Origin of the sequence: Nocardioides luteus (genome assembly GCF_000960475.2) — a bacterium.
GTDB classification, from domain to species: Bacteria; Actinomycetota; Actinomycetes; order Propionibacteriales; family Nocardioidaceae; genus Nocardioides; species Nocardioides luteus_A.
On record NZ_JZDQ02000011.1, the window covers coordinates 91,187 to 112,730 of the forward strand.

Consider the following 21,544-nt stretch of genomic DNA (forward strand, 5'->3'; position numbering starts at 1 on the left):
ACGGGCGTCTCGGAAGCCAGACAGTCGTCCCACTAACTCACGATACGAACGTCGGCAGCCCACCACAGGTAGCTCTGCTGTTCGGCCGGAAGGTCGATCGTGACGCGGTCCAGCGGCAGCCGGTCGAGGGCGTGCACGGTGCACTCCTCCGCAGGCGTGGCCCGGTAGAGATAGGCGTCCAACGGCCATTTCGTACGCAGCCACTCGTCGAGCCGCTCGGCGACCGCCGCGCCCAGCCCCGGCTCACGGTCCTGGCGGAGCCAGTAGCTGACCCGGGCGGTGGAGCCACCTGCGTACCGGAGCAGGGTCTGGGCGTCGGCGCCCATCGCCTCCAGGTAGGGGAACAGCGGCCGGACGTAGAGGCATCCCAGCGAGGAGGTGCCCTCGGGGTCGAGGAAGAGGTAGGTGAAGGCGCGCTTCGCCTGGTGGTCGGACCAGTGCCGGATCACCAGCGGCAGGTTGTCGTCGCTGCCGAAACCCTCCACCGGCCACCTGCCGCAGCTGTGGTCGCGGATCACGTCCGGGCTGGCCAGGTAGGCCTCGGTGTCCAGGTCGAGCAGCTCGGGCCGCAGCGGTGTGAGGACGAAATCATCGGTGGCCAGCGGCTCGGGCGGGTCTTCGACCAGGAACATGGCGTCAGATTGCTACGTCAACCGCTTGGTCCGCCACGGCAATTCGGCGCGCCTTCAGACGAGGTCTTCCACTTCCAGCCGGGCGCGGTCGGCCTCCTCGTCGGTGACCTGGAGCTGGGAGCGGCGCTCGGCCTCGATGCGGCGCAGGTAGTGGTCGACCTCCTCCTTGGCGCGCCGGTCGTCCCAGCCGAGCTCCTCGGCCATGATCTTGGCGACCCCCGGAGCCGCGCGTACGCCGCGGTCGAAGGTCTCCATCGAGATCCTGGTGCGGCGCTCGAGCACGTCGTCGAGGTGGCGGGCGCCCTCGTTGTGGACGGCGTAGACGACCTCGGCGGCGAGATAGTCCTCGGCGCCCTCGAGGGGCAGCGCGAGGGGGCGTCGCTCCTGGATGAGGTCGAGCACGTCGTCGATCAGGCCGCCGTGACGGCCCAGGAGGTGGTCGATCCGGGCGACGTGGAGGCCCGAGCGGCGGGCGAGCAGGACGCGCTGGTTCGAGCGGGTCTCGAAGCCCTCGGCCCCGACCAGGCGCACCTTGTCGGTGATCGAGTCGCGCAGGGTCATGTTGGTGGTGGTGCCGAGCGAGTGGGCCGCCGCATCGACGGCGTCCTTGGCCATCACCCGGTAGGTCGTCAGCTTGCCGCCGGCGATCAGCACCAGGCCCGGCAGCGGTGTGACCACGGTGTGCTCGCGGCTGAGGCCGGCGGTCTGGTCGGACTCGCCGGTCAGGAGCGGGCGGAGCCCGGCGTAGACGCCCTCGACGTCCTCGAGGTCGAGCGGCTCGCGCAGGATCGCGTTGACGTGCTCCAGGACGTACTCGATGTCGGTCTTGGAGGCCGCCGGGTGAGCGAGGTCGTAGGTCCAGGGGGTGTCGGTGGTGCCGATGATCCAGTGGCGGCCCCACGGGATGACGAAGAGGACCGACTTCTCGGTGCGGACGATGAAGCCCGACTCGGAGCGGATCCGGTCGCGCGGGACGACGAGGTGGATGCCCTTGGACGCCTTGACGTGCAGGGCGCCGCGGCCGCCGACCATCGCCTGGATGTCGTCGGTCCACACCCCGGCGGCGTTGACGACGGTCTTGGCCCGGATGACCAGGTCCTGGTCGTGCTCGAGGTCGCGGGCCCGGACGCCGACGACCCGCTCGCCCTCGCGCAGGAACCCGGTCACCTGGACCCGGGTGGCGATGTGGGCGCCGTGGGAGGCGGCGGTGCGGGCGATCGTCATCACCAGGCGGGCGTCGTCGACCTGGGCGTCGTAGTACTGGATCGCGCCGGTGATCGCGTCGGTGTTGAAGTCGGGGGCGATCCGGGCGACGCCGCGGCGGGTGAGGTGGCGGTGGCGCGGGAGGCCGGAGTTGCCGAGCCCGGAGAGCGGGCCGAAGGCCGCCATCCCGTCGTAGAGCGCGAGGCCGGCGCCGATGTAGGCGCGCTCCCAGACCGGGTTGGTCAGCGGGTAGAGGAACGGCACCGGGCGGACCAGGTGCGGGGCCAGGGTGTTGAGCAGCAGACCGCGCTCCTGGAGCGCCTCGCGGACCAGCTCGAAGTCGAGCATCTCGAGATAGCGGAGCCCGCCGTGGACGAGCTTCGAGCTGCGCGAGCTCGTCCCCGACGCCAGGTCGCGCTGCTCCACCAGCCCCGTGCTCAGTCCTCTGGTGACGGCGTCCAGCGCCACGCCGGCGCCGGTCACACCTCCCCCGACGACGAGAACGTCGAGCTCGGTCTCCCCCGCCGCACCGACCATCGTGCCGATCGCGAGATCGCGGCTCTGCGGACTCAGTGCCCCTGTGCGAGTCATACGTTCGAAGTTAACCCACCACGCCGAATTGTCACTTCTGGCGCGCGAGAATTCACCGGCGCTGCCTGATAAGTCACGCAGCCGTCACAGACGGGCGGCGCCGACGAGGGTGGCGAGCCTCTCGGGAGGCATGGATTCCTCGACGACGACCATCGTGTCGCCGTCGGCATGGATCATCGGGCGGGTGCCATCGGGCTCGGGAGACGCGGTGGCGATGGCCACGTGGGTGACCCGTCCGCCGGGGTCCTGGGCGAAGAAGTAGAGGTCGCCGGCGGTGACCTCGTCGAGGTCGATCGGCTCGAGCGCGGCGGCCTGGTCGCGGGCGTCCCGCGGGAGACGTACGCCGATGGCCTCTGCGGCTCGGAAGACCAGCCCCGAGCAGTCGATGCCGGTGTCTGTCGTGCCGCCCCAGACGTACGGCACGCCGAGGTAGCTCCGGGCCTTGCTCAGCAGCGCGTTCACAGGGCTGGTGAGGGCGTCGGCCGGCAGCCACCCGGGATAGCCGCGCTCGTCCTTCGAGGAGGAGTGGGCCGGGACCACGACGTACGCCCACTCCCCCTGGGTCTCCAGGACGACGACCTCCTCGCCGGGGACGACCTCGGTCTCGTGCTCGGCGTCCTGTGCGGGTGCGGCGACGACGAAGGTGGGCCGGTGGACGGTGATCATGGGAGGACTCCTTCGATGCCGAGGCCGTTCGCCTGGGGGAAGAGGATGCGGGGGCCGTCGTAGCCGATGCCACCTTCGTACGGGCTGTTCCTCGCCCACCAGCCGGCGTCCAGATCCTGCTCGCCGTCGATGCCGGTCGCGGCGGCGAGGGCCGCGGCGGCACCGATGCCCAGGTGGGACTCCATCATGCAGCCGACGAGCCGGCCGAGGCCGTGGCGCTTCGCGACCTCCAGCAGCTCGATCGCCGGCGTGATCCCGCCGCACTTGGCCAGCTTGACGTTGACCGCATCCGCTGCGCCTGCGCGGATGACGTCGACGAGGTCCTCGAGGTCGAAGACCGACTCGTCGGCCAGGATCGGGTAGGGCTGGTTCCGGCGGACGTACGCCATGCCCTCGAGGTCACGCCGGGCCACCGGCTGCTCGACGAACTCGAGCTCGACATCCTGGTCGGCCAGGGTCGTCAGCACCGCCACCGCCTCGTCCGCGCGCCAGCCGGTGTTGGCGTCCAGGCGGAGTACGCAGCCCGGGGCGGCGTCGCGCACCGCGAGCACGCGCTCGGCATCACCTGCGGCGTCCGTTCCGACCTTGATCTTGAGCGTCGTGAACCCGTCTCGGGCTCGGGCGGCGGCCGCCTCTGCCAGGTCGGCGGGTGTGCCGACGGAGAGGGTCATGTCGGTGAGGACGCTGTCCCAGGGATACCCGGTCGACCGGGTATCCCTGGACATGACGGGCACTGAAACACCCGACAACCCCACGAAGTGCCCGTCCAGTTCGGCCAGATGTCCGGTCATCGAGATGCCGGCTCGCCGCGCGACGAGATCATGCAGCGCGACGTCGGCGGCCATCTTGGCGGACCTGTTCCCGACGACCGCCCCCTGGATCAACCGCGCAGCCGACAGATCGGCGGCAGCACCGACCAGCACATCCGAGATCGGCCCCTCCAGCGCCGCGGCGGACCCGGCGAGCGAGTCGCCGGTGACCCGCCAGACCTGTGGCGCCTCGCCCCAGCCGACGCACCCGTCGGAGTCCTCGACGGTGACCACGACCGTCTCCGCGAACTCCGTACGCCGCAGCGCGGTCACGAACGGGGTGTGCAGCGGCACCCGGACACGCTGGGTGCGCACCGCCACGATCGACGGAGAGGTCACAGGGTCGACCACAGATAGCGAGCGACCTCGCTGATCCGGAACTCCGACTCGTCGTCGTCCAGGCCGGTCGTGAGCACGACCATCACCTGCGGGTCGCCCTGAGCCGGCCGGATGATCGCCATGTCGTGGCGTACGCCGTCGACCCAGCCGGTCTTGTTGCCGACCACCGCGTCCTCGGGTACGCCGAGCGGGATCGCGTCGCGATACTCCTGGGCGACCAGGATGCCCTCGAGCTCGGCGGTCGACTCCGGCGACAGCAGCCGGCCGGAGGCGAGCTTGGTGAGCAGCTTGCCCATGTCGTTGGCGGTCACCAGGTTCTGCAGCCCGGCCTCACGCGCAGGCGCGTCCTCGATCCCGCGCGCGACCGTCGTCATCGGCGTCACGCCAGCGTCGGCGAGCACCGCGGCGACCTCCTCGAGCCCGACCCGCTCGAGCACCAGGTTGACGGCCAGGTTGCCGGAGACGGTCAGGGAGCGGCGTACGAGATCAGCCAGCGGCAGCGCGGAGCCGATCGCCTCCCAGGTCTCGGGGTCCTGGTCCTCCTCCCGCGACATCTCGAAGCGCGCCCCGGCGACCGCGGAGTCGAAGTCGGTGTGCACCGCGATCGGCTCGTCGAGCGACAGCAGCCCGCGGTCGCGCAGCCGATAGGCCGCGATCGCGACCGGCACCTTCATCAGGCTCGCCGCGTAGTGCTGCTGGTTGACGTTCTGGGCCTGCGTCGGGATGCCGTCGAGCCCACTGAGCCAGGTCGAGACCAAAGGTTCCACGCGTCGAGACTAGTCGGTCCGGTCGAGCTCCTGCCGGATCCGGTTCACCTCGTCGAGCCAGCTGTCGACGTCCGCGGCACGCGTGGCGTACTCCTCGGCCACGTCGGGCTCGAGCGAGATCCAGAACTGCGAGGTCTGCCCGGCATCCCAGACGGCGTCGGCGACCTCCTCGGCGGTGAGCGCGCCCTCGGCCGACCGGAAACCCGGGAGTCCGGAGGAGCGATCGAGCATCGCCGTCTTCACGCTGCGCGCGACGATCGCCTGAGCGACGATGCCCTGGTGCCGGTAGGTGGCGGCGAGCCACTCGGCGAAGGCGATCTCGGCGTGCTCGGTCGCGGCGTAGGAGGGGGAGCCGAGCAGTGTGAGGAGACCCGCGGAGGAGGAGGTGACCACGAACCGGCCGGCGCCGCGGGCGACCCACTCCGGGAGCAGCAGCCGCGCCGCGCGTACGTGGGCGAGGACGTTGACCTCGTAGGAGGTCAACCAGGCGTGGTCGGAGGCTTCGAGGCCGCGGCCGCGCTCGACTCCCGCATTGCCGTACCAGGCGTCGATCTTGCCGAGCTCCTCCCGGGCAGCGTCCACCAGCGCCGCCGTGCCGGCGGCGGAGGCGGCGTCGCCGGGGACCGCAAGGGCGCCGATCGAGTCGGCCACCGAGCAGAGCTCGGCGTCGTCGATGTCGGCCACGACGACGCGACACCCTTCCGCGGCGAACCGCGTGGCCAGGGCTCTCCCGATCCCTCGGGCTGCTCCGGTCACAACTACCCCGCTCCCGGGTGCGAGTACGTTCACGGACCGACCACCTCCAGTGGCGTTAGTGAGGGTTAATCACTGTAACCGAGGCCGGTCCGTGAACGTGCGGCAACCTACTGATCAGTACCGATCACTCGGGGATGCCCGACGAGGGCGGGGCATCCGAGGCGGCGCTGTCGTCCTCCTCGATCGGAGCGTCGCCGATGTCGGTGACGAGCACCGGCGTGAGCGGCTCGGAGGCGCCGTTCTTGATCTCGACCACGCTCATCCCGGAGATGCCCAGGTGGGAGTCCGCGGAGAAGCGGAACGGCGCCAGGCCGGGTCCTTCGAAGGAGGAACCCTCCTCCTCGATGGTCTTGACGATCGACTCCCGGGTCAGGTCCTTGCCGTTGGCCTGCAGCGCCTGGACGAGGGTGTAGGCCTGGGCCATGCCGTAGATCCGGTAGTTGGTCAGCTTCTCCGAGCCCTTCTTGGAGTAGTTGTCCCAGACCTTCTGCCACAGCTTGACCCACTCGTCGTCGGGAGCGTCGACGCCGCTGAGATACTCGGTCGTCATCATCCCGTCCATCAGCTTCACGCCCTGCTCGGCCGGGATCTTGCCCTTGGTCATCGACGCCAGGAGCCCACCGACGAGCGCCGGGTCGGAGCCGACGTTCGAGTAGAACCACTTCGACTTGAAGCCGACGCCCTGCGCCGCGATCTGGCTCAGCGCGGTGTAGGACGGCGTGTTGAAGCCGATCACCAGGTCGACGCCCTTGGACTTGAACGACGACATCTGCGGAGAGAAGTCGGTGGACCCGCCCGGCGTGTACTTCTGCACGTCGACGATCTGGGAGTCGAGGAACTCCCGGGTGCCCTTCTCGCCGTCCTCGCCGAAGTCGTCGTCCTGCAGGAACAGACCGACCTTGGCGTCGGGCATGTTCTCCTTGACGTACTGCCCGATGATCTTGCCCTCGATCTCGTAGTCGGTCTGCCAGCCGAACGTCATCGGGCTCTTGCCGGGGTCGTCGCCCCACTGCAGCGAGCCGCTGGAGACGAACAGGTCGGGGATCCCGTCGTCGTTGAGCCGCTGCACGACCGCGCGGTGCGTGGGGGTGCCGAGACCCGAGACCATCGCGAAGATCTCGTCCTGCAGGATCATGTCGTTGGTGACGGCGCTGGTGTTGGTCGGGTTGTACGCGTCGTCCTTGACGACCATCTCGATGTCGCGGCCGTGGACGCCACCGGCGTCGTTGACGTACTCATAGAAGGCTTCATGGCCCGAGGGGATCTCCGAGTAGCCGGGGGCGGCCGGGCCGGTCAGCGGGAAGTGGGCGCCGATCTTGATGGTGGTGTCGGTGACGCCGACCGCCGACCCGTCCTCGGAGGGCCGTTCCTTCCCCGCGCCACAGGCCGCGAGGAGCGAGGCAGTGGTGAGGACACAGACGACCTGTACGGCTCTGCGTGCAGTGTTTCTCATGTTGTCTTCTCCTTGGTTGACCCGAGAGCTGAGGCGAGCGATGAAGTGCGCGAGGCGCGCGACACGAGCGAGCGCAGGCTGCCGACGATCCCCGCCGGCGCGAGGAGGATGACGAGCATCAGCACCAGCCCGTAGACCACCGGCGTGACCTCGGCGGCCTGGGTGGCGCTGAGCCCGGCCGACTCTCCGAGATCGGTCGCGAAGTGAGGCAGGAAGGCGAGTACGCCGGCCCCGATGAGCGCTCCGGGCAGGCTGCCCAGCCCGCCCAGGACGACGGCGGCCAGCAGCGTCAGCGAGAGCGTGATCGTGAACGCCCCCGGCGCGGTGAGACGTACGTTCATGGCCATCAGGCCACCCGCGAGACCCGCAGCCATGGCGCTGACGGTGAAGGCGACCACGCGGGCGCGGCCCAGGTGGATGCCGGCCAGCTCGGCGGAGACGTCGTCGTCCCGCACCGCCCGCCATCTCCGGCCGACCCGGGAGCGGCTCAGGTTGGCGAGCGCCACGAAGGTGAGGGCGAGGAGCAGCCAGCCGAGGTAGGCGAGGAAGGAGTACTGGTCGATCTCGACGGCGGTGAAGAACCAGACCAGGTCCTGGATCCAGGCCGGGAGCTCGGCCGCGCGGGGCACCGGCACCTGGAGGCCCTGCTCCCCGCCGAGCACGTGCCACTGGTTGGCCAGCCGGGGCACCGCGACCGCCAGCGTCAGCGTCGCGCCGGCGATGTAGGGCCCGTGCAGCCGCGCCGCCGGCACCCCGACCACCACGCCGACCAGAGCGCAGACGGCGATCGCGACCAGCAGCGCGACGAAGACGTCGGCCAGGGTCTCGCCGCCGGTGCGGTCGAGCACGAGCGTGGCGGCGTAGGCGCCCACCGCCATCAGTGCGCCGTGGCCGAGGGAGAGCTGGCCGGAGAGTCCGGTCAGCAGCGTGAGCCCGCCGGCGGCGATGGCGAAGTAGGCCATCTCGGCGTAGCGGGTCTGCAGATACTGGCTCGAGGCGCCGATGACCGCCATCGCCACCACGAAGGCGATCAGGGCGACGACGAGGTGGCGCGCCAGCGGCACCGACGTGATCGGCCGGGCGAGCGGTCCGAGGATAGAGCGCAGACGTTCCATGGGTCAGACCCTCCTGGCCGCAGCCGCCGAGAAGAGGCCGCTGGGACGCACCAGCAGCACCACCATCAAGATCCCGAGCGCGACCAGCGGCGCCAGGTGCTCGCCGACGTAGCCGGTGACGTAGGAGAGCGAGAGCCCGAGGATCAGCCCGCCGATCACCGACCCGAGCGGCGAGTCGAGGCCACCCAGCACGGCGGCGATGAAGCCGTAGATCACGAACGGGTCCATGAACGCCGGGTTCACCAGGTCGCCGCCGGCGATGAGCATCCCCGCCACCGCGCCCACGGCGGCCGCGAGCGCCCAGCCGAGGGTGAGCATGCGGCCGACGCGTACGCCGAGGAGGCGGGAGACCTCGCCGTTGAACGCCGCGGCCCGCATCCGCAGCCCCAGGTCGGTGAAGCGGAAGAGGACGACGAGCCCGGCCATCACCAGGGCGACCACGACGATCGTCAGGATCCCGAAGGGCGTGATGCCGATCGAGGTGTCCCCGACCGAGATCGCGTTGGTGCTGACCGGGGCCGGGAAGCCACGGTGCTGGACGCCGAACGTGATCGCGGTGAGCCCGTGGAGCACCATGAAGAGCCCGAGGGTGAGGATCACCGCGTTGAGCTCGGCCTTGCCCTCGACCGGGCGGATGATCACCCGCTCGATCACCGCGCCGAGGCCGAACCCGGCGGCGAGCGCGGCCAGGAAGGCGAGCCAGTAGGGGACGTCGGCGTTGAGCAGGCTCAAGGCGATGTAGGTGGTCACCATCGCCATCGCGGCCTGGGCGAAGTTGACGATCCGGGTCGAGCGCCAGATCAGGCACAGGGCCAGCGCGAACGCGGCGTAAACCGCGCCCAGCACCAGGCCACCGAGGGTGGTGTCGAGAAACTGCTGCATGTCTGCGTCTCCTCAGAACCCGAGATAGGCGTGGCGGAGCTGCTCGTCGGCGGCCAGCTCGGCGGCCGGCGCCGAGGCGACGACCTTGCCGAGGTTGAGCACGACGCCGTGGTCAGCGATGGACAGGGCGCTGCGGGCGTTCTGCTCGACCAGCACGACGGTCAGCTCCTCGCTCTGCACCAGCCCGCGGAGCAGGTCGAAGATCTGGGCCACGACCCGCGGCGCGAGCCCCAGGGACGGCTCGTCGAGCAGCAGCACGGTCGGCCGCGCCATCAGCGCCCGGCCGATGACGAGCATCTGCCGCTCACCGCCGGAGAGCTGGTGGGCGGTCGCGTCGCGGCGCTCGCCCAATCGCGGGAAGAGTTCGAAGATCCGCTCGATCGGCATCGGCTCGGAGGCGGTCGCACGGTGCAGACCGCCGAGGCGGAGGTTCTCGACGACGGTCAGCTCGGCGATGACGCCGCGCCCCTCCGGGACATGGGAGAGGCCGTACGAGGTCAGCTTCTCGGTCGCGGTGCGGGTGATGTCCTTGCCGTCCAGCTTCACCGTCCCCCGGGTGGATCTCACCAGCCCGGAGACGGTGCGCAGGAGCGTGGTCTTCCCGGCGCCGTTGGCGCCCAGGACCGCGGTGACCTGCCCTCGCGACGCGGTGAAGGTGACGCCGTTGAGCGCCTTGACGGGTCCGTACGCAGCGCTCAGGTCCTCGACGGCGAACATCAGACCGCCTCCTCGATCTCGTCGCCGAGGTACGCGGCGAGCACGGCCGGGTCGTTGCGGATCTCGTCGGGGCTGCCGGCCGCGATGACGCGGCCGAAGTCGAGCACGGTGATGCGGTGGCAGACCGACATCACCAGGTCCATGTGGTGCTCGACGAGCATCACCGCGGTGCGCTCGGTCAGGCCGGTGATGATCTCGCCGAGCTCGCTCATCTCCTCGGCGCTCAGCCCGCTGGCCGGCTCGTCGAGGAGCAGCAGCTCGGGCTCGGCGACCAGGGCGCGGGCGAGCGCGACCTTCTTCCGGATCGGGTAGGGCAGGCTGCCCGGGTAGCGGGTGGCGTACGACTCGATCCCGAGCTCGCCGAGGACCTCGCGCGCCTTGCCGGCCAGCCGGGCGTCGTCGCGGTGGCCGAGGCCGAGCAGGCTGCGTACGAAGCCGGCGCGGGCGAGGCGGTCGGCACCGACCATCACGTTGTCGAGCACCGTCATCCGCTCGAAGAGCCCCAGCCCCTGCAGGGTCCGGGCGATGCCGTGGCCGGCGAGCTGGTGCGGGCGCAGGCCCGGGATCGTCTCGCCCCGCAGCCGGAGCTCGCCGTCGGCGGGGGTGACGAAGCCACACACGACGTTGAACAGGGTGGTCTTGCCGGCACCGTTGGGGCCGATGACGCCGAGCACCTCGTGGGGAGCGACCTCCAGCGAGACGTTCTCGAGGGCACGTACGCCTCCGAATCTCACCGAGACACCCTCGACGGCGAACAGCGGCGTGGGTTGGCCAGGCTTCTGCATCGTGCTCCCTTCGGCCCGTTGTGACGGCTATCACTTTGGACTCTCCGCACAACGGGGGATATGGGCACTGCGCCCAAAATCCTTCGGGCGGTCCGTCCGAGATTCCTGGCTTTGCTGCGGAACCGACAGCAGACATGGGACGCTCCGCACATGGGTGTGACGAGCGACACATCTCCCGACTCGGACCTTCGGCCGTTGGTCGAGCGCGCCTGGGCCTCCCTGGTGAGCCAGGCCGACGCGATCGCCGACGACATCACGCTGACCCTGATCGCGATCCAGCCGCAGTGGTACGAGAACGCCGACCAGTCGATCCGGGCCGACCTGCGTTCGAGCACCCGGGAGCACGTACGCCGCGGCATCCGCGCCATGGCCGGACTCACCCCGGGCGCCAATCCCGTCGACCTGTGGCGCGAGACCGGCCGCCGGCGGGCGCGGCAGGGCGTTCCGCTGGAGTACTGCCTCAACGCCTACACCGTCGGCACCCGGATGCTGTGGGAGTCGATGGTCCACCAGCAGGAGGCGCTCGGGATCGACGACCGGGTGATGGTGCTCGCCGGGCGGCAGGTGTGGACCGACCTGGACGTGCAGAACTCGGTCATGTCCTCGGCCTACCGGAAGGAGGCGGCGCTCCTGCAGCGCCGCGACCTGCAGCTCCAGGGCCGGCTCCTGGACGGGCTGGCGGAGGGCCGTGGCGGTGACCCGGCGTTCGCCGCCGAGGTGCAGGAGATCCTCGGGATCGCGGCCGACTCGCAGATGGCCTGCGTCATCGCCGCCTTCGACGGCAACCGCGACTCACCGCTGCGCAACCCCGACGACCGGCTCGAACGCTGCGACCTGCTGTCGTTCTGGCACGTCCGCGGCGACCACCACTTCGGGCTGGTCCCGCTGGGGTCGCGCCCGGTCGCGGAGGCCGTCACCGACCTGGTCGAACAGCTCGCCTGCTGCAACTCGGGCCGGGTCGGCATCGCCATCGCCGACGACCTCAGCGGCTTCGGCACCGCCTTCCAGCTCGCCACGCACACGGTGGAGACGATCCCCCGGGGACGTACGGACATCGCGGTCGTCGACGACCGCCTCCCCCAGGTGCTCCTGACCGCCTCCCCGGCGGTCTCCTCGCTGCTCGTCCGCCGCACCCTCGGCCCGATCCTGGCCCAGCCCGCGCACCAGTCCGACGTGCTGCTGGCGACGCTCCGCGCTCTCATCGTCCACGGCGGCTCCCCCACCCACGCCGCCGAGGACCTGATCTGCCACCGCAACACGGTCATCTACCGCATCAAGCAGATCCAGGACCTCACCGGCCGGAGCATCTCCGACCCCGGCGACCGCCTCCTCCTGGCCCTCGCTCTGATGGCCCTGGAGAAATAGCCCCGCCGAGAGGTCGATATCTGACGCCGAATGGACCACTCGACGTCAGAAATCGACTCTTCGGCGTCAGAAACTGACCTCTCGGCCTCAGATGTCGACCAGGGAACCGAGGCGGTCGCGGTGGAGGCCGGGGAGGCCGTACGCGATCTGGTCGGCCTTGGCCCGCTTGAGGTAGAGGTGGGCGGGGTGCTCCCAGGTCATGCCGATGCCGCCGTGCAGCTGAACGGCCTCCTCGGCCGCGGTGACGGCGAGATCACCGCAGTAGGCCGCGGCGACATGGGTCGCGATCTCCGCCTCCTCGGCGTCCCCGAGCGCCAGCGCTCCGGCGGCGTGGCGCGCGGCAGCGCCGGCTCCCTCGACGCTGGTGTAGAGGTCGGCGAGCCGGTGCTTGAGCGCCTGGTAGCCACCGACGATCCGGCCGAACTGGCGCCGAACCTTCAGGTAGTCGACCGTCGTGGTCAGGCACCACTGCGCCACCCCGACCTGCTCGGAGGCCATCAGCGCGGCCCCGGCGAGCAGACCGGAACGTACGCCGTCGGCACCGTGCTCCGCGGCCACGACCACCTCGCCGGCAGACGGGTCGAGGGTCACGTCGGCGAGCCGGCGGGTCATGTCGAGCGAGCTCACCGGGGCGACCGTCGCCTGGTCCGCGGGGACGGCCCGGACCTCGAGGCCGTCGGGCGTCGCGACCGGCACCAGGAGCGTGTCGGCCTCGAGAGCACCGGCGACCGATCGGATCTCGGTCTCGACGGGCGCCAGCGGCTGGGCGGTCGTCGCGGGCAGCGGTACGACCAGCGCCGCGGTGCGCTCCCCCGAGGCCAGCCCGGCCAGCAGGTCAGCGCCGGCCTCGGTGGGTCCGGTCAGCAGGACCGACGTCGCGACGACCGCGCTGGTCAGGAAGGGCACCGGGGCGACCGAACGCCCCAGCTCCTCCAGGACCACGGCGGCCTCACGGGCGGTGGCCCCGGCGCCACCGTAGGACTCCGGGATCAGCAGCCCCGCGAGCCCGAGCTCGCCGGCGATCCCCTTCCACAGGACCGGGGTGAGCGAGCTGTCCCCGTCGTACGCCTTGACGACCTCGGCCGGGTCGCAGCGCTCGGCCAGGAACGACCTGACCGTGGCACGCAGGTCGGCGTCGAGCTCGTTGTCGAGCAGTTCGACCTCGGGTGCGCTCATCTAGGGATCTCCTTCCAGGCAACGTCCTTGTCGACCCGGTGCTCCCCGGGGAGGCCGAGGACGCGCTCGGCCACGATGTTGCGCAGGATCTCCGAGGTGCCACCCTCGATGGAGTTGCCCTTGGCGCGCAGGTAGCGATAGACGGCGTCGCGACCGGCGAAGTCGACGTGCTCGGGCCGGACCATCGTCCAGCCCTCCCCGTCCTCGTAGCGAAGACCCTCCTCGCCGCGGAGCTCGAGGTCGAGCCCGGTGAGCTGCTGGTTGATCTTGGCGAACGTCAGCTTCATCGCCGACCCCTCCGGGCCGGGCTGGCCGACGGCCAGCTTCTGCCGCAGCCGGGCCCCGGTCAGCCGGGCCACCTCGGACTCGACCCAGAGCCTCAAGAGCCGGTCGCGCAGCTCCGGGGTGTGGTTGTCCGGATGCTCCCGCCACGACTCGGCGACCACGCCGAGCATCCCGCCCTCGCGCGGCATGGCGGCGCCACCGATGGCGACGCGCTCGTTGTTGAGCGTGGCGTTGGCGACCTCCCAGCCCTGCCCGACCGCACCGAGGCGGTGCGCGTCGGGGATCCGCACGTCGGTCAGGAAGACCTCGTTGAACTCGGCCTCGCCGGTGATCTGGCGCAGCGGGCGTACCTCGACGCCGGGGTCGTGCATGTCGCAGAGGAAGTAGGTCAGCCCGCGGTGCTTCGGGACGTCCGGGTCGGTGCGGGCGACGAGGATCGCGAAGTCGGCGTTGTGGGCGCCCGAGGTCCACACCTTCTGCCCGTTGACGACCCACTCGTCGCCGTCGAGGACCGCCCGGGTCGCCAGCCCGGCCAGGTCGGAGCCGGCGCCGGGCTCGGAGAAGAGCTGGCACCAGATCTCGTCACCGCACCACAGCGGCTCCAGGAACCGGGCCTTCTGCTCCGGGGTCCCGTAGGCCAGGATCGTGGGCGCGGCCATGCCGAGCCCGATCCCGTTGCGCCGCGGGTTGTTGTCGGGGGCACCGGCGGCCTCGAAGAGATCGTTCACCAGCGGCTGCAGGGCACGGGAGACCCCGAGACCACCCTCGCCCTCCGGGAACGCCACCCAAGCCAGCCCGGCCCGGTAGCGGGCGTGCAGGAAGGCGCTCGGCTCGGTCGTCGCGACGGGGTGCTCGGCAAGGAACTCCTCGACGCGCCCCCTGATCTCCTCGGGAGTCACTGCCTGCCCTCTCGACGTGCGGCCTGCTTGCGCAGCTCCGCCTTGGCTAGGGCGTTCTTGTGCACCTCGTCGGGGCCGTCGGCGAACCGGAGCGTGCGGATGCCGGCGTACGCCTTGGCCAGCGGGAAGTCCTGGGAGAGGCCGCCGGCGCCGTGGGCCTGGATCGCCTTGTCGAGGATCCACTGGACGGTCGCCGGGGTGGCGATCTTGATCGCCTGGATCTCGGTGTGGGCGCCCTTGTTGCCGACCGTGTCCATCAGCCAGGCGGTCTTGAGGACGAGGAGGCGCAGCTGCTCGATGCGTACCCGAGACTCGGCGATCCAGTCCCGGATCACGCCCTGCTCGGAGAGCGGCTTGCCGAAGGCGACGCGGTCCTCGACACGAGCGCACATCAGCTCGATCGCCCGCTCGGCCAGGCCGATGGAGCGCATGCAGTGGTGGATGCGGCCGGGACCCAGGCGCGCCTGGGCGATCGCGAAGCCCATGCCCTCGGCCCCGATGAGGTTGCCGACCGGCACGCGTACGTCCTCGAAGACGAGCTCCGCGTGACCGCCGTGGTCGTGGTCGTCGTAGCCGAAGACCTCCATGCCGCGCTTGATCGTCAGGCCCGGGGTGTCGCGGGGTACCAGGATCATCGACTGCTGCTTGTGGCGCTCGGCGGACGGGTCGGTCTTGCCCATCACGATGAAGATCTTGGCGTTCGGGTTCATCGCACCGGTGATCCACCACTTGCGGCCGTTGAGGACGTACTCGTCGCCGTCGAGCGCGATCGAGGTCTCGATGTTGGTCGCGTCCGAGGAGGCGACGGCCGGCTCGGTCATCGCGAAGGCGCTGCGGATCTCACCCTCCAGCAGCGGCGAGAGCCACTCCTTCCTCTGGGCCTCGTTGCCGAAGTCGTGCAGCACCTCCATGTTGCCGGTGTCGGGCGCGGCGCAGTTGAACGCGGCCGGCGCGAGGTGGCTGCGGCCGGTGATCTCGGCCAGCGGGGCGTACTGCAGGTTGGTCAGCCCGGCCCCGCCCTCGCCGGGCAGGAAGAGGTTCCACAGGCCACGCTTGCGGGCCTCCGCCCGGATCTCGCCGAGGACGGGAACCGAGTCCCAGGCCCAGCGATCCGGCAGTGCCGCGAGCTGCTCGTCGAAGACGGCCTCGTTCGGCTCGACGTACGTCTTCTGGAAGTCCCACACCGAGGCGACGAGCTCCTCGGTCCTGGCGTCGGGTGCGAAGTCCATGCGTCAGTTCTCCTTCATTGCAGACAGTCCCATGTCCAGGAGCGGGTGGATCCCGTCCCCGATCTTGTCGAAGCCGGGCCCGACGGTCTGGCCCTTGAGGTAGCGGTAGTGGATCCCCTCGAGGATCGCGGCGAGCTTGTAGGCGGCCAGCCCGAGGTAGAAGCCGAACTCGCTCAGGTCGCGCGGGCTGGCCGCGTCGTAGCGGGCGATGATCTCGTCCTCGGAGAGCCAGCCGGGTGCGTTGCTGACGTCGGTCACGGTGCCGTCGCCGGAGACCGAGGCCATCCGCTGGTAGGTGAGCAGGATCGCCAGGTCGGTGACCGGGTCGCCGAGTGTGGCCATCTCCCAGTCGACGACCGCCTTGATCCGGTCGGTCTCGTCGGTGAGGACGTTGTCGAGCCGGTAGTCGCCGTGCACGATCCCGGGCCCGGTCGAGGCGGCCTCGGCAGCGCCCACGCGCGCCTCCAGCAGCGCATGCAGCTCGTCGGCGGCGGGCAGGTCGCGCGAGTAGGAGGCCTCCAGCTGCTTCTTCCAGCGCCTGACCTGCCTGCTCAGGAAGCCCTCGGGGCGGCCGAACTCGCTCAGCCCGACCTTGGCCGGGTCGACCGCGTGCAGCGCGGCCATCACGTCGATCAGCTGCTCCGAGATCGCCCGGGTCCGCTCGACGCCGAGCGGCTCGAGCTCGCGGGCGTAGCGGTAGGGCCGGCCGTCGACCTTCTCCATCACGTAGAACGGCGCGCCGAGCACCTCCTCGTCCTCGCAGAACGCGAACGTGTGCGGCACCGGCACATCGGTGTCGCGCAGGGCGGTGATCACGGTGTGCTCGCGCTTCATGTCGTGGGCGGTGGCGAGCACGTGCCCCAGCGGCGGACGGCGGACGATCCACTCGTGAGTGCCGTCGGAGACGGCGTACGTCAGGTTGGACTTGCCGCCGGAGATGTGGGTCGCGCTCAGCTCGGCGCCCGCGCCGGGGACGTGCTCGGCGAGCCAGGGGCCGAGCCGGTCCAGGTCGAGTCCGGGCAGTGGTTCGGTCATCGGGCACCTCCGAGTGCGGGGATGTGTCGGGCCAGGGTCGCGCGGGTGGTCGCGGCGTCCTCGTGGAGCACGGCGACCAGCCCGAGGTCGCGGGCGCCGATGATGTTGGGCTCGGCGTCGTCGATGAACACGCACTCGGCCGCGTCCAGGTCGAGCTTGTCGAGGACGAGCTCGAAGATCGCCGGGTCGGGCTTGCGGAGGCGTACGTCCTCGGAGATCACCGCGACCTCGAACGTCTCCTCGATGGGGCCGTGGTCGTAGAAGTTGCCCCAGCTGTTGGACAGCAGCGCGACCCGGACGCCCGCGTCCCGCAGGTCGCGGGCCAGGGTCCACATCTCCGGGTCCGGCCCCATCCCGGCGAAGAGGCGCTTCAGCACTCCCACCGGGTCGACCGGGGTGCCGGCGTACGTCTCCAGGCGCTCGGCCAGGAGCCGGTCGAACTCCTCGACCGGGAGCTCGCCGAGCTCGAGCCGGTGGATCGGCGTGCCGGTGTCGACGTAGCGGCCCAGCCACTCCTGGAGCACGGTGGTGAAGCTCTCCGGCTTGATGCCGTCGGCCTGGATCCAGGCCGCGATCGAGTCACGGACCGGCGTGGTCATCACGCCGCCGTAGTCGAACAGGACGCCCTTGATCTCGCCCGTGATCTGCTCGATCATGCGACGTACACGACCCGTCCGACCGTGGTGCCGTCGGCAAGGCGCTGGACGCCGTCGGCCACCTGCTCCAGGGAGAGCTCCTCGCTGACCAGCGGCTTGATCGAGCCCTCGGCAGCCATCCGGGTGAGCTCGGCGTGGCACTGCCTGACGAGCTCGGGGGCGAGCATGTTGTAGAGACCCCAGTGGAGCCCGACGATCGAGTAGTTCTTGATCAGCGCGTGGTTGAGCGCGGCCTCCTGGATACGGCCGCCGGCGAAGCCGATGATCAGGATCCGGCCCTCGAAGGCGATGCACTTGGTGGAGCGGTCGTAGGTGTCGCCGCCGACCGGGTCGTAGATCACGTCGGCACCCTTGCCGCCGGTGACCTCCTTGACGACCTTCACGAAGTCCTCCTCGTGTCGGTCGATCACGACATCAGCGCCGAGCTTCTTGGCAACCTCGGCCTTCTCCGGTCCGCCGACCACGCCGATCACGGTCGCCCCGGCGGCCTTGCCGAGCTGGATCGCGGCGCTGCCGACCCCGCCCGCGGCGGCGTGGACGAGCAGCGTCTCGCCGGGCTGGAGGTGAGCGCGGCGGTGGAGCCCGAACCAGCCGGTCTGGTAGCCGATGTAGAGGCTCGACGCCTCCGCGTCGGTGAGTGCCTCGGGCGCCGGGAAGGTCGTCGCGGCGTCCATCAGCGCGAGCTCGCCGAAGCCGCCGTAGGGCAGCGCGGCGCCGCCGATCACGCGGTCGCCGACCCGGAAGCCGTCGACTCCGTCACCGAGCTCGGTCACCTCGCCGCACAGCTCGACGCCGGCAGTGAACGGCAGCTCGGGCTTGACCTGGTAGAGACCCCGCGCCATCAGGACGTCGGGGAAGTTGGCCGGGCTGGCCAGCACCTTCACGACGAGCTGCCCGGCCCCGGGGGACGGGTCGGACACCTCCTCGAGCCTCATCACGTCCTTCGGCTCACCGAGCTCGTTGATCCGCCACGCCTTCATACCTGTCCCTCCACGTGCTGCCAGAGTCGGTTCATCCCGCCGAGCCACTTGTCGGTCTGTGTCGCCCGCGCGGCGTAGTAGTCGCCCACCTCCGGGTGCGGCAGCACCAGGAAGCGGTCGTCGGTCGTCGCCTCCCAGGCGGCGTCGGCGACCTGCTCGGGGGTGAGCGCGCCGTCGCGGCTGAGCAGGCCCGCCATCGGTCCGGACCGCTCGAGCATCCCGGTCTGCACACCCTGCGGGCAGATCGCCTGGACGACGATCCCGTGGTGGCGGTAGGTCACCGAGAGCCACTCCGCGAAGGCGACCGCGCCGTGCTTGGTGACCGAGTAGGTCGGCGTACCGACCATCATCAGCAGCCCCGCCGCGCTCGCGGTCACCACATAACGACCCGACTTCCGCTCGACCCACTCGGGGACGAGGAGCCTTGCTGCCCTGACGTGGGCCATGACGTTGACCTCGTACGACGCCTGCCAGTCCTCCTCGGGACAGTCCAGGCCGATGCCGCGGTCGATGCCGGCATTTCCGTACCAGGTGTCGATCTGGCCGAGGTGGTCCTTCGCGGCCTCGACCAGGCGGGCGACGCCCTCGACGGAAGCCGCATCGCCGGCCACCGGGTGGGCGCCGATCTCCTTCGCGGTCTCGGCGAGGCGTACGTCGTCGATGTCGTTGACCACGACGCGGACGCCCTCGGCGACGAGGCGGGCGGCCAGCGCGCGGCCGATGCCACCTGCGGCGCCGGTGACGACGGCGGTGCTGTCGGGAGCGATCGGCATCAGACGCGACCGCCGGCGAGGGTGAGGCCGCCGTCGACGGTGACGAGCTGGCCGGTCATCCAGCCGGCGTCCTCGGAGAGGAGGAAGGAGGCGACGCCGGCGATGTCCTCGGGGACGCCGAGGCGCTTGAGCGGGTAGGCGGCCGAGACCTCGGCCTCGCGGCCCTCGTAGAGGAGCTCGGCGAACTTGGTCTTCACCACTGCGGGGAGGATCGCGTTGACGCGTACCTTCGGGCCGAGCTCGACCGAGAGCTCCTGGGTGATGTAGCTGAGCATCGCCTTGCTCGCGCCGTAGGTGGCGATCAGCGGCGTCGGGGCCAGGCCGGCCACCGAGGAGATGTTGACGACCGCGCCGCCGTGCTCCGACATCCACTGCCGCCAGACCTGCTGGGTCCAGCCGATCGGCGAGAGGCAGTTGACCTCGACGGTCTTGCGGGCCGACTCGCGGTCCATGTCGATCAGGCCGCCGGCCTTGGGGTTGATACCGGCGTTGTTGACCAGCAGGTCCGCGCCGCCGAACGTCTCGATCGCGGTCTTGACGACCTCCTCCTGGTGGTCCGGGTCGTCAGCCTTCCCGGCGATGCCGAGGGCGACCGCCTTGCCACCGAGCCCCTCGACCGCCTCCTCGAGCGCCTCGGGCTTGCGCGCCGTGATGACGACCTTCGCCCCCTCCTCCACCAGCCGCTGGGCGATGCCCAGACCGATGCCCCGGCTGGCCCCGGTGATGATCGCCGTACGTCCCTCGAACCTCGACATGCTCAATCCCTCGTGTGCTCGGCTAATCTAAGCGCTTGCTTAGGTGGTGACAGCGGTCACTCTACGGGGTCGCCCAAGAACATGGAAGGTCGGTGTCCAGGCAATGCCGAGAAGTCCGCCCGGTCGGCCGAGGCGTCACGCCGGTCGCGCGAAGCGTCACCCCGGTCGGCCGACGCGTCACCCCGGTCGGCCGAAGCGTCACCCCGGTCGGGCGACGCGTCAGCCGCGCGTCAGCCGAGGCGTCACGTACGTCGGCCGAAGCGTCACTCCGGTCGGCCGAGGTGGCACCGTCGCGACCACTCGACCGACGTACGTGACGTCTCGACCGACCGGAGCGACGTCTCGAGCAACCGGAGCGACGTCTCGGCCGACGTACGTGACGCCTCGGTCTGCGCGCCCGACCACTCGGCCGCCGAACGCACCGCCCGTACGGCGAAGGGTCCCCGGGCAACAACGCCGAAAACGCAGTTGTGGGCGACGAAACTGTCGTTTCGTCGCCCACAACTGCAGACTCGGCCGTCAGAACTACAGATTCGGCCGGGGATCGATCGTCAGCCGACGACGACCTCGATGCGCTGGAACTCCTTGAGGTCGGTGTAGCCGGTGGTGGCCATGGCGCGCTTGAGGGCGCCGACGAGGTTCATGGTGCCGTCGGCGACGTGGGAGGGGCCGTAGAGGACCTCCTCGAAGGTGCCGACGGGCTGGAAGGCGACGCGCTCGCCGCGGGGCAGGTCGGCGTGGTGGGCCTCGTTGCCCCAGTGGAAGCCCTTGCCGGGGGCATCCGTGGCACGCGCGAAAGGCGAACCCACCATGACCGCGTCGGCGCCGCAGGCGATCGCCTTGGCGATGTCGCCGGAGCGGCCGACGGCGCCGTCGGCGATGACGTGTACGTAGCGGCCGCCGGACTCGTCCAGGTAGTCACGACGCGCAGCAGCCACGTCGGCGACGGCCGAGGCCATCGGCACCGCGACACCCAGCACCGTCCGCGTCGTGTGGGCCGCACCGCCGCCGAAGCCGACCAGCACGCCGGCGGCGCCGGTGCGCATCAGGTGGAGCGCGGCCTGGTAGGTCGCGCAGCCGCCGACGATCACCGGCACGTCGAGCTCGTAGATGAACTCCTTGAGGTTGAGCGGCTCGGCCTGCGAGGAGACGTGCTCGGCCGAGACGGTGGTGCCGCGGATGACGAAGAGGTCGACGCCGGCGTCGACGACGGCCTTGGCGTACTCCTTCGTCCGCTGCGGGGACAGCGCCCCGGCCACGGTGACGCCCGAGGCGCGGACCTCGCGCAGCCGCTCGGTGATCAGCTCGGCCTTGATCGGCGCCTCGTAGATCTCCTGCAGCCGCCGGGTCGCGTCGACACCGCTCAGCTCGGCCAGCTCGTCGAGCAGCGGCTGCGGGTCGTCGTAGCGGGTCCACACGCCCTCGAGGTTGAGCACCCCGAGGCCGCCGAGCTTGCCCAACGCGATCGCGGTCGACGGCGACATCACCGAGTCCATCGGCGCGGCGATCACCGGGATGTCGAAGCGGTAGGCGTCGATCTGCCAGTCGGTGCTGACCTCGGTGGTGTCACGGGTGCGCCGCGACGGCACGATCGCCACGTCGTCGAAGGCGTACGCCCGTCGTGCTCGCTTGGCCCGGCCGATCTCGATCTCAGTCACAGGACGGATTGTTCCACG

General features: G+C 70.6%; 21 protein-coding genes. 1 reads left to right on the forward strand and 20 read right to left on the reverse strand.

From position 1 onward, the window contains the following. Window positions 1-32: 32 nt before the first annotated feature. The 11 genes from UG56_RS09595 to UG56_RS09645 all read right to left on the reverse strand — a co-directional run bounded on the left by UG56_RS09595 (window position 33) and on the right by UG56_RS09645 (window position 10,715). Window positions 33-632, reverse strand: coding sequence for a hypothetical protein (locus tag UG56_RS09595; protein ID WP_045550224.1), 600 nt, complete (start codon window positions 630-632; stop codon window positions 33-35). A gap of 54 nt (window positions 633-686) precedes the next feature. Continuing rightward, on the reverse strand, window positions 687-2,426 hold the full coding sequence (locus tag UG56_RS09600; protein ID WP_045550223.1) for a glycerol-3-phosphate dehydrogenase/oxidase: 1,740 nt from the start codon (window positions 2,424-2,426) through the stop codon (window positions 687-689). A gap of 84 nt (window positions 2,427-2,510) precedes the next feature. Further along, on the reverse strand, window positions 2,511-3,092 hold the full coding sequence (locus UG56_RS09605) for a C40 family peptidase (protein ID WP_052693870.1): 582 nt from the start codon (window positions 3,090-3,092) through the stop codon (window positions 2,511-2,513). Further along, window positions 3,089-4,240 carry a dipeptide epimerase gene (locus tag UG56_RS09610; protein ID WP_045550232.1) on the reverse strand — a complete coding sequence of 384 codons (1,152 nt, stop codon included), beginning with the start codon at window positions 4,238-4,240 and terminating at the stop codon, window positions 3,089-3,091. Before UG56_RS09610 ends, UG56_RS09605 begins: the two co-directional genes overlap by 4 nt. Next, window positions 4,237-5,007, reverse strand: a complete 771-nt coding sequence (locus UG56_RS09615) for a serine hydrolase (protein ID WP_045550222.1) — start codon at window positions 5,005-5,007, stop codon at window positions 4,237-4,239. Before UG56_RS09615 ends, UG56_RS09610 begins: the two co-directional genes overlap by 4 nt. Window positions 5,008-5,016: 9 nt before the next feature. Next, complete coding sequence (locus UG56_RS09620) at window positions 5,017-5,796, reverse strand: SDR family oxidoreductase (RefSeq protein ID WP_045550221.1); 780 nt, start codon at window positions 5,794-5,796, stop codon at window positions 5,017-5,019. Between the two features lie 91 nt (window positions 5,797-5,887). Then, on the reverse strand, window positions 5,888-7,216 hold the full coding sequence (locus UG56_RS09625) for an ABC transporter substrate-binding protein (protein WP_045550220.1): 1,329 nt from the start codon (window positions 7,214-7,216) through the stop codon (window positions 5,888-5,890). Then, window positions 7,213-8,331: a branched-chain amino acid ABC transporter permease gene (locus UG56_RS09630; protein ID WP_071326994.1), complete on the reverse strand. Its 1,119-nt coding sequence runs from the start codon at window positions 8,329-8,331 to the stop codon at window positions 7,213-7,215. The genes UG56_RS09625 and UG56_RS09630 overlap by 4 nt, the downstream gene beginning before the upstream one ends. 3 nt (window positions 8,332-8,334) lie before the next feature. Further along, the gene (locus tag UG56_RS09635) at window positions 8,335-9,213 is read right to left on the reverse strand and encodes a branched-chain amino acid ABC transporter permease (RefSeq protein ID WP_045549550.1); all 879 of its coding nucleotides are present in this window, start codon (window positions 9,211-9,213) and stop codon (window positions 8,335-8,337) included. A gap of 12 nt (window positions 9,214-9,225) precedes the next feature. Then, a complete protein-coding gene (locus UG56_RS09640) occupies window positions 9,226-9,930 on the reverse strand; it encodes an ABC transporter ATP-binding protein (protein ID WP_045549551.1) in 705 nt (234 codons plus the stop codon). Next, on the reverse strand, window positions 9,930-10,715 hold the full coding sequence (locus UG56_RS09645) for an ABC transporter ATP-binding protein (protein WP_045549552.1): 786 nt from the start codon (window positions 10,713-10,715) through the stop codon (window positions 9,930-9,932). The genes UG56_RS09640 and UG56_RS09645 overlap by 1 nt, the downstream gene beginning before the upstream one ends. Window positions 10,716-10,865: 150 nt before the next feature. Here UG56_RS09645 and UG56_RS09650 point away from each other — a divergent pair, with 150 nt between their 5' ends. Then, window positions 10,866-12,080 (forward strand): PucR family transcriptional regulator, encoded by a 1,215-nt coding sequence (locus UG56_RS09650; RefSeq protein WP_143054979.1) that lies wholly within the window; start codon window positions 10,866-10,868, stop codon window positions 12,078-12,080. Between the two features lie 87 nt (window positions 12,081-12,167). Here the strand turns inward: UG56_RS09650 and UG56_RS09655 are convergent, their stop codons facing one another. The 9 genes from UG56_RS09655 to UG56_RS09695 form a co-directional block, all read right to left on the reverse strand. Further along, complete coding sequence (locus tag UG56_RS09655) at window positions 12,168-13,256, reverse strand: acyl-CoA dehydrogenase family protein (RefSeq protein WP_045549553.1); 1,089 nt, start codon at window positions 13,254-13,256, stop codon at window positions 12,168-12,170. Continuing rightward, complete coding sequence (locus tag UG56_RS09660) at window positions 13,253-14,440, reverse strand: acyl-CoA dehydrogenase family protein (RefSeq protein WP_045549554.1); 1,188 nt, start codon at window positions 14,438-14,440, stop codon at window positions 13,253-13,255. Before UG56_RS09660 ends, UG56_RS09655 begins: the two co-directional genes overlap by 4 nt. Continuing rightward, window positions 14,437-15,669: an acyl-CoA dehydrogenase family protein gene (locus UG56_RS09665; protein WP_045549555.1), complete on the reverse strand. Its 1,233-nt coding sequence runs from the start codon at window positions 15,667-15,669 to the stop codon at window positions 14,437-14,439. The genes UG56_RS09660 and UG56_RS09665 overlap by 4 nt, the downstream gene beginning before the upstream one ends. 3 nt (window positions 15,670-15,672) lie before the next feature. Beyond that, window positions 15,673-16,704 (reverse strand): phosphotransferase family protein, encoded by a 1,032-nt coding sequence (locus UG56_RS09670; RefSeq protein WP_045549556.1) that lies wholly within the window; start codon window positions 16,702-16,704, stop codon window positions 15,673-15,675. After that, window positions 16,701-17,360: an HAD family hydrolase gene (locus UG56_RS09675; protein ID WP_045549557.1), complete on the reverse strand. Its 660-nt coding sequence runs from the start codon at window positions 17,358-17,360 to the stop codon at window positions 16,701-16,703. Before UG56_RS09675 ends, UG56_RS09670 begins: the two co-directional genes overlap by 4 nt. Then, window positions 17,357-18,340, reverse strand: a complete 984-nt coding sequence (locus tag UG56_RS09680) for an NADPH:quinone oxidoreductase family protein (RefSeq protein ID WP_045549558.1) — start codon at window positions 18,338-18,340, stop codon at window positions 17,357-17,359. Before UG56_RS09680 ends, UG56_RS09675 begins: the two co-directional genes overlap by 4 nt. After that, complete coding sequence (locus UG56_RS09685) at window positions 18,337-19,113, reverse strand: SDR family oxidoreductase (RefSeq protein ID WP_045549559.1); 777 nt, start codon at window positions 19,111-19,113, stop codon at window positions 18,337-18,339. Before UG56_RS09685 ends, UG56_RS09680 begins: the two co-directional genes overlap by 4 nt. Then, entirely contained in the window at window positions 19,113-19,868 is a 756-nt protein-coding gene (locus UG56_RS09690) for an SDR family oxidoreductase (RefSeq protein ID WP_045549560.1), read from the reverse strand. Before UG56_RS09690 ends, UG56_RS09685 begins: the two co-directional genes overlap by 1 nt. Before the next feature lie 551 nt (window positions 19,869-20,419). Next, window positions 20,420-21,526: a GuaB3 family IMP dehydrogenase-related protein gene (locus tag UG56_RS09695; RefSeq protein ID WP_045549561.1), complete on the reverse strand. Its 1,107-nt coding sequence runs from the start codon at window positions 21,524-21,526 to the stop codon at window positions 20,420-20,422. Window positions 21,527-21,544 lie beyond the last annotated feature (18 nt).

Coding starts and splice junctions, on each gene's coding strand:
- UG56_RS09595 (WP_045550224.1), bottom strand. CDS start 632: ATGTTCCTGGTCGAAGACCCGCCCGAGCCGCTGGCCACCGATGATTTC.
- UG56_RS09600 (WP_045550223.1), bottom strand. CDS start 2,426: ATGACTCGCACAGGGGCACTGAGTCCGCAGAGCCGCGATCTCGCGATC.
- UG56_RS09605 (WP_052693870.1), bottom strand. CDS start 3,092: ATGATCACCGTCCACCGGCCCACCTTCGTCGTCGCCGCACCCGCACAG.
- UG56_RS09625 (WP_045550220.1), bottom strand. CDS start 7,216: ATGAGAAACACTGCACGCAGAGCCGTACAGGTCGTCTGTGTCCTCACC.
- UG56_RS09630 (WP_071326994.1), bottom strand. CDS start 8,331: ATGGAACGTCTGCGCTCTATCCTCGGACCGCTCGCCCGGCCGATCACG.
- UG56_RS09635 (WP_045549550.1), bottom strand. CDS start 9,213: ATGCAGCAGTTTCTCGACACCACCCTCGGTGGCCTGGTGCTGGGCGCG.
- UG56_RS09640 (WP_045549551.1), bottom strand. CDS start 9,930: ATGTTCGCCGTCGAGGACCTGAGCGCTGCGTACGGACCCGTCAAGGCG.
- UG56_RS09645 (WP_045549552.1), bottom strand. CDS start 10,715: ATGCAGAAGCCTGGCCAACCCACGCCGCTGTTCGCCGTCGAGGGTGTC.
- UG56_RS09650 (WP_143054979.1), top strand. CDS start 10,866: ATGGGTGTGACGAGCGACACATCTCCCGACTCGGACCTTCGGCCGTTG.
- UG56_RS09655 (WP_045549553.1), bottom strand. CDS start 13,256: ATGAGCGCACCCGAGGTCGAACTGCTCGACAACGAGCTCGACGCCGAC.
- UG56_RS09665 (WP_045549555.1), bottom strand. CDS start 15,669: ATGGACTTCGCACCCGACGCCAGGACCGAGGAGCTCGTCGCCTCGGTG.
- UG56_RS09670 (WP_045549556.1), bottom strand. CDS start 16,704: ATGACCGAACCACTGCCCGGACTCGACCTGGACCGGCTCGGCCCCTGG.
- UG56_RS09675 (WP_045549557.1), bottom strand. CDS start 17,360: ATGATCGAGCAGATCACGGGCGAGATCAAGGGCGTCCTGTTCGACTAC.
- UG56_RS09680 (WP_045549558.1), bottom strand. CDS start 18,340: ATGAAGGCGTGGCGGATCAACGAGCTCGGTGAGCCGAAGGACGTGATG.
- UG56_RS09685 (WP_045549559.1), bottom strand. CDS start 19,113: ATGCCGATCGCTCCCGACAGCACCGCCGTCGTCACCGGCGCCGCAGGT.
- UG56_RS09690 (WP_045549560.1), bottom strand. CDS start 19,868: ATGTCGAGGTTCGAGGGACGTACGGCGATCATCACCGGGGCCAGCCGG.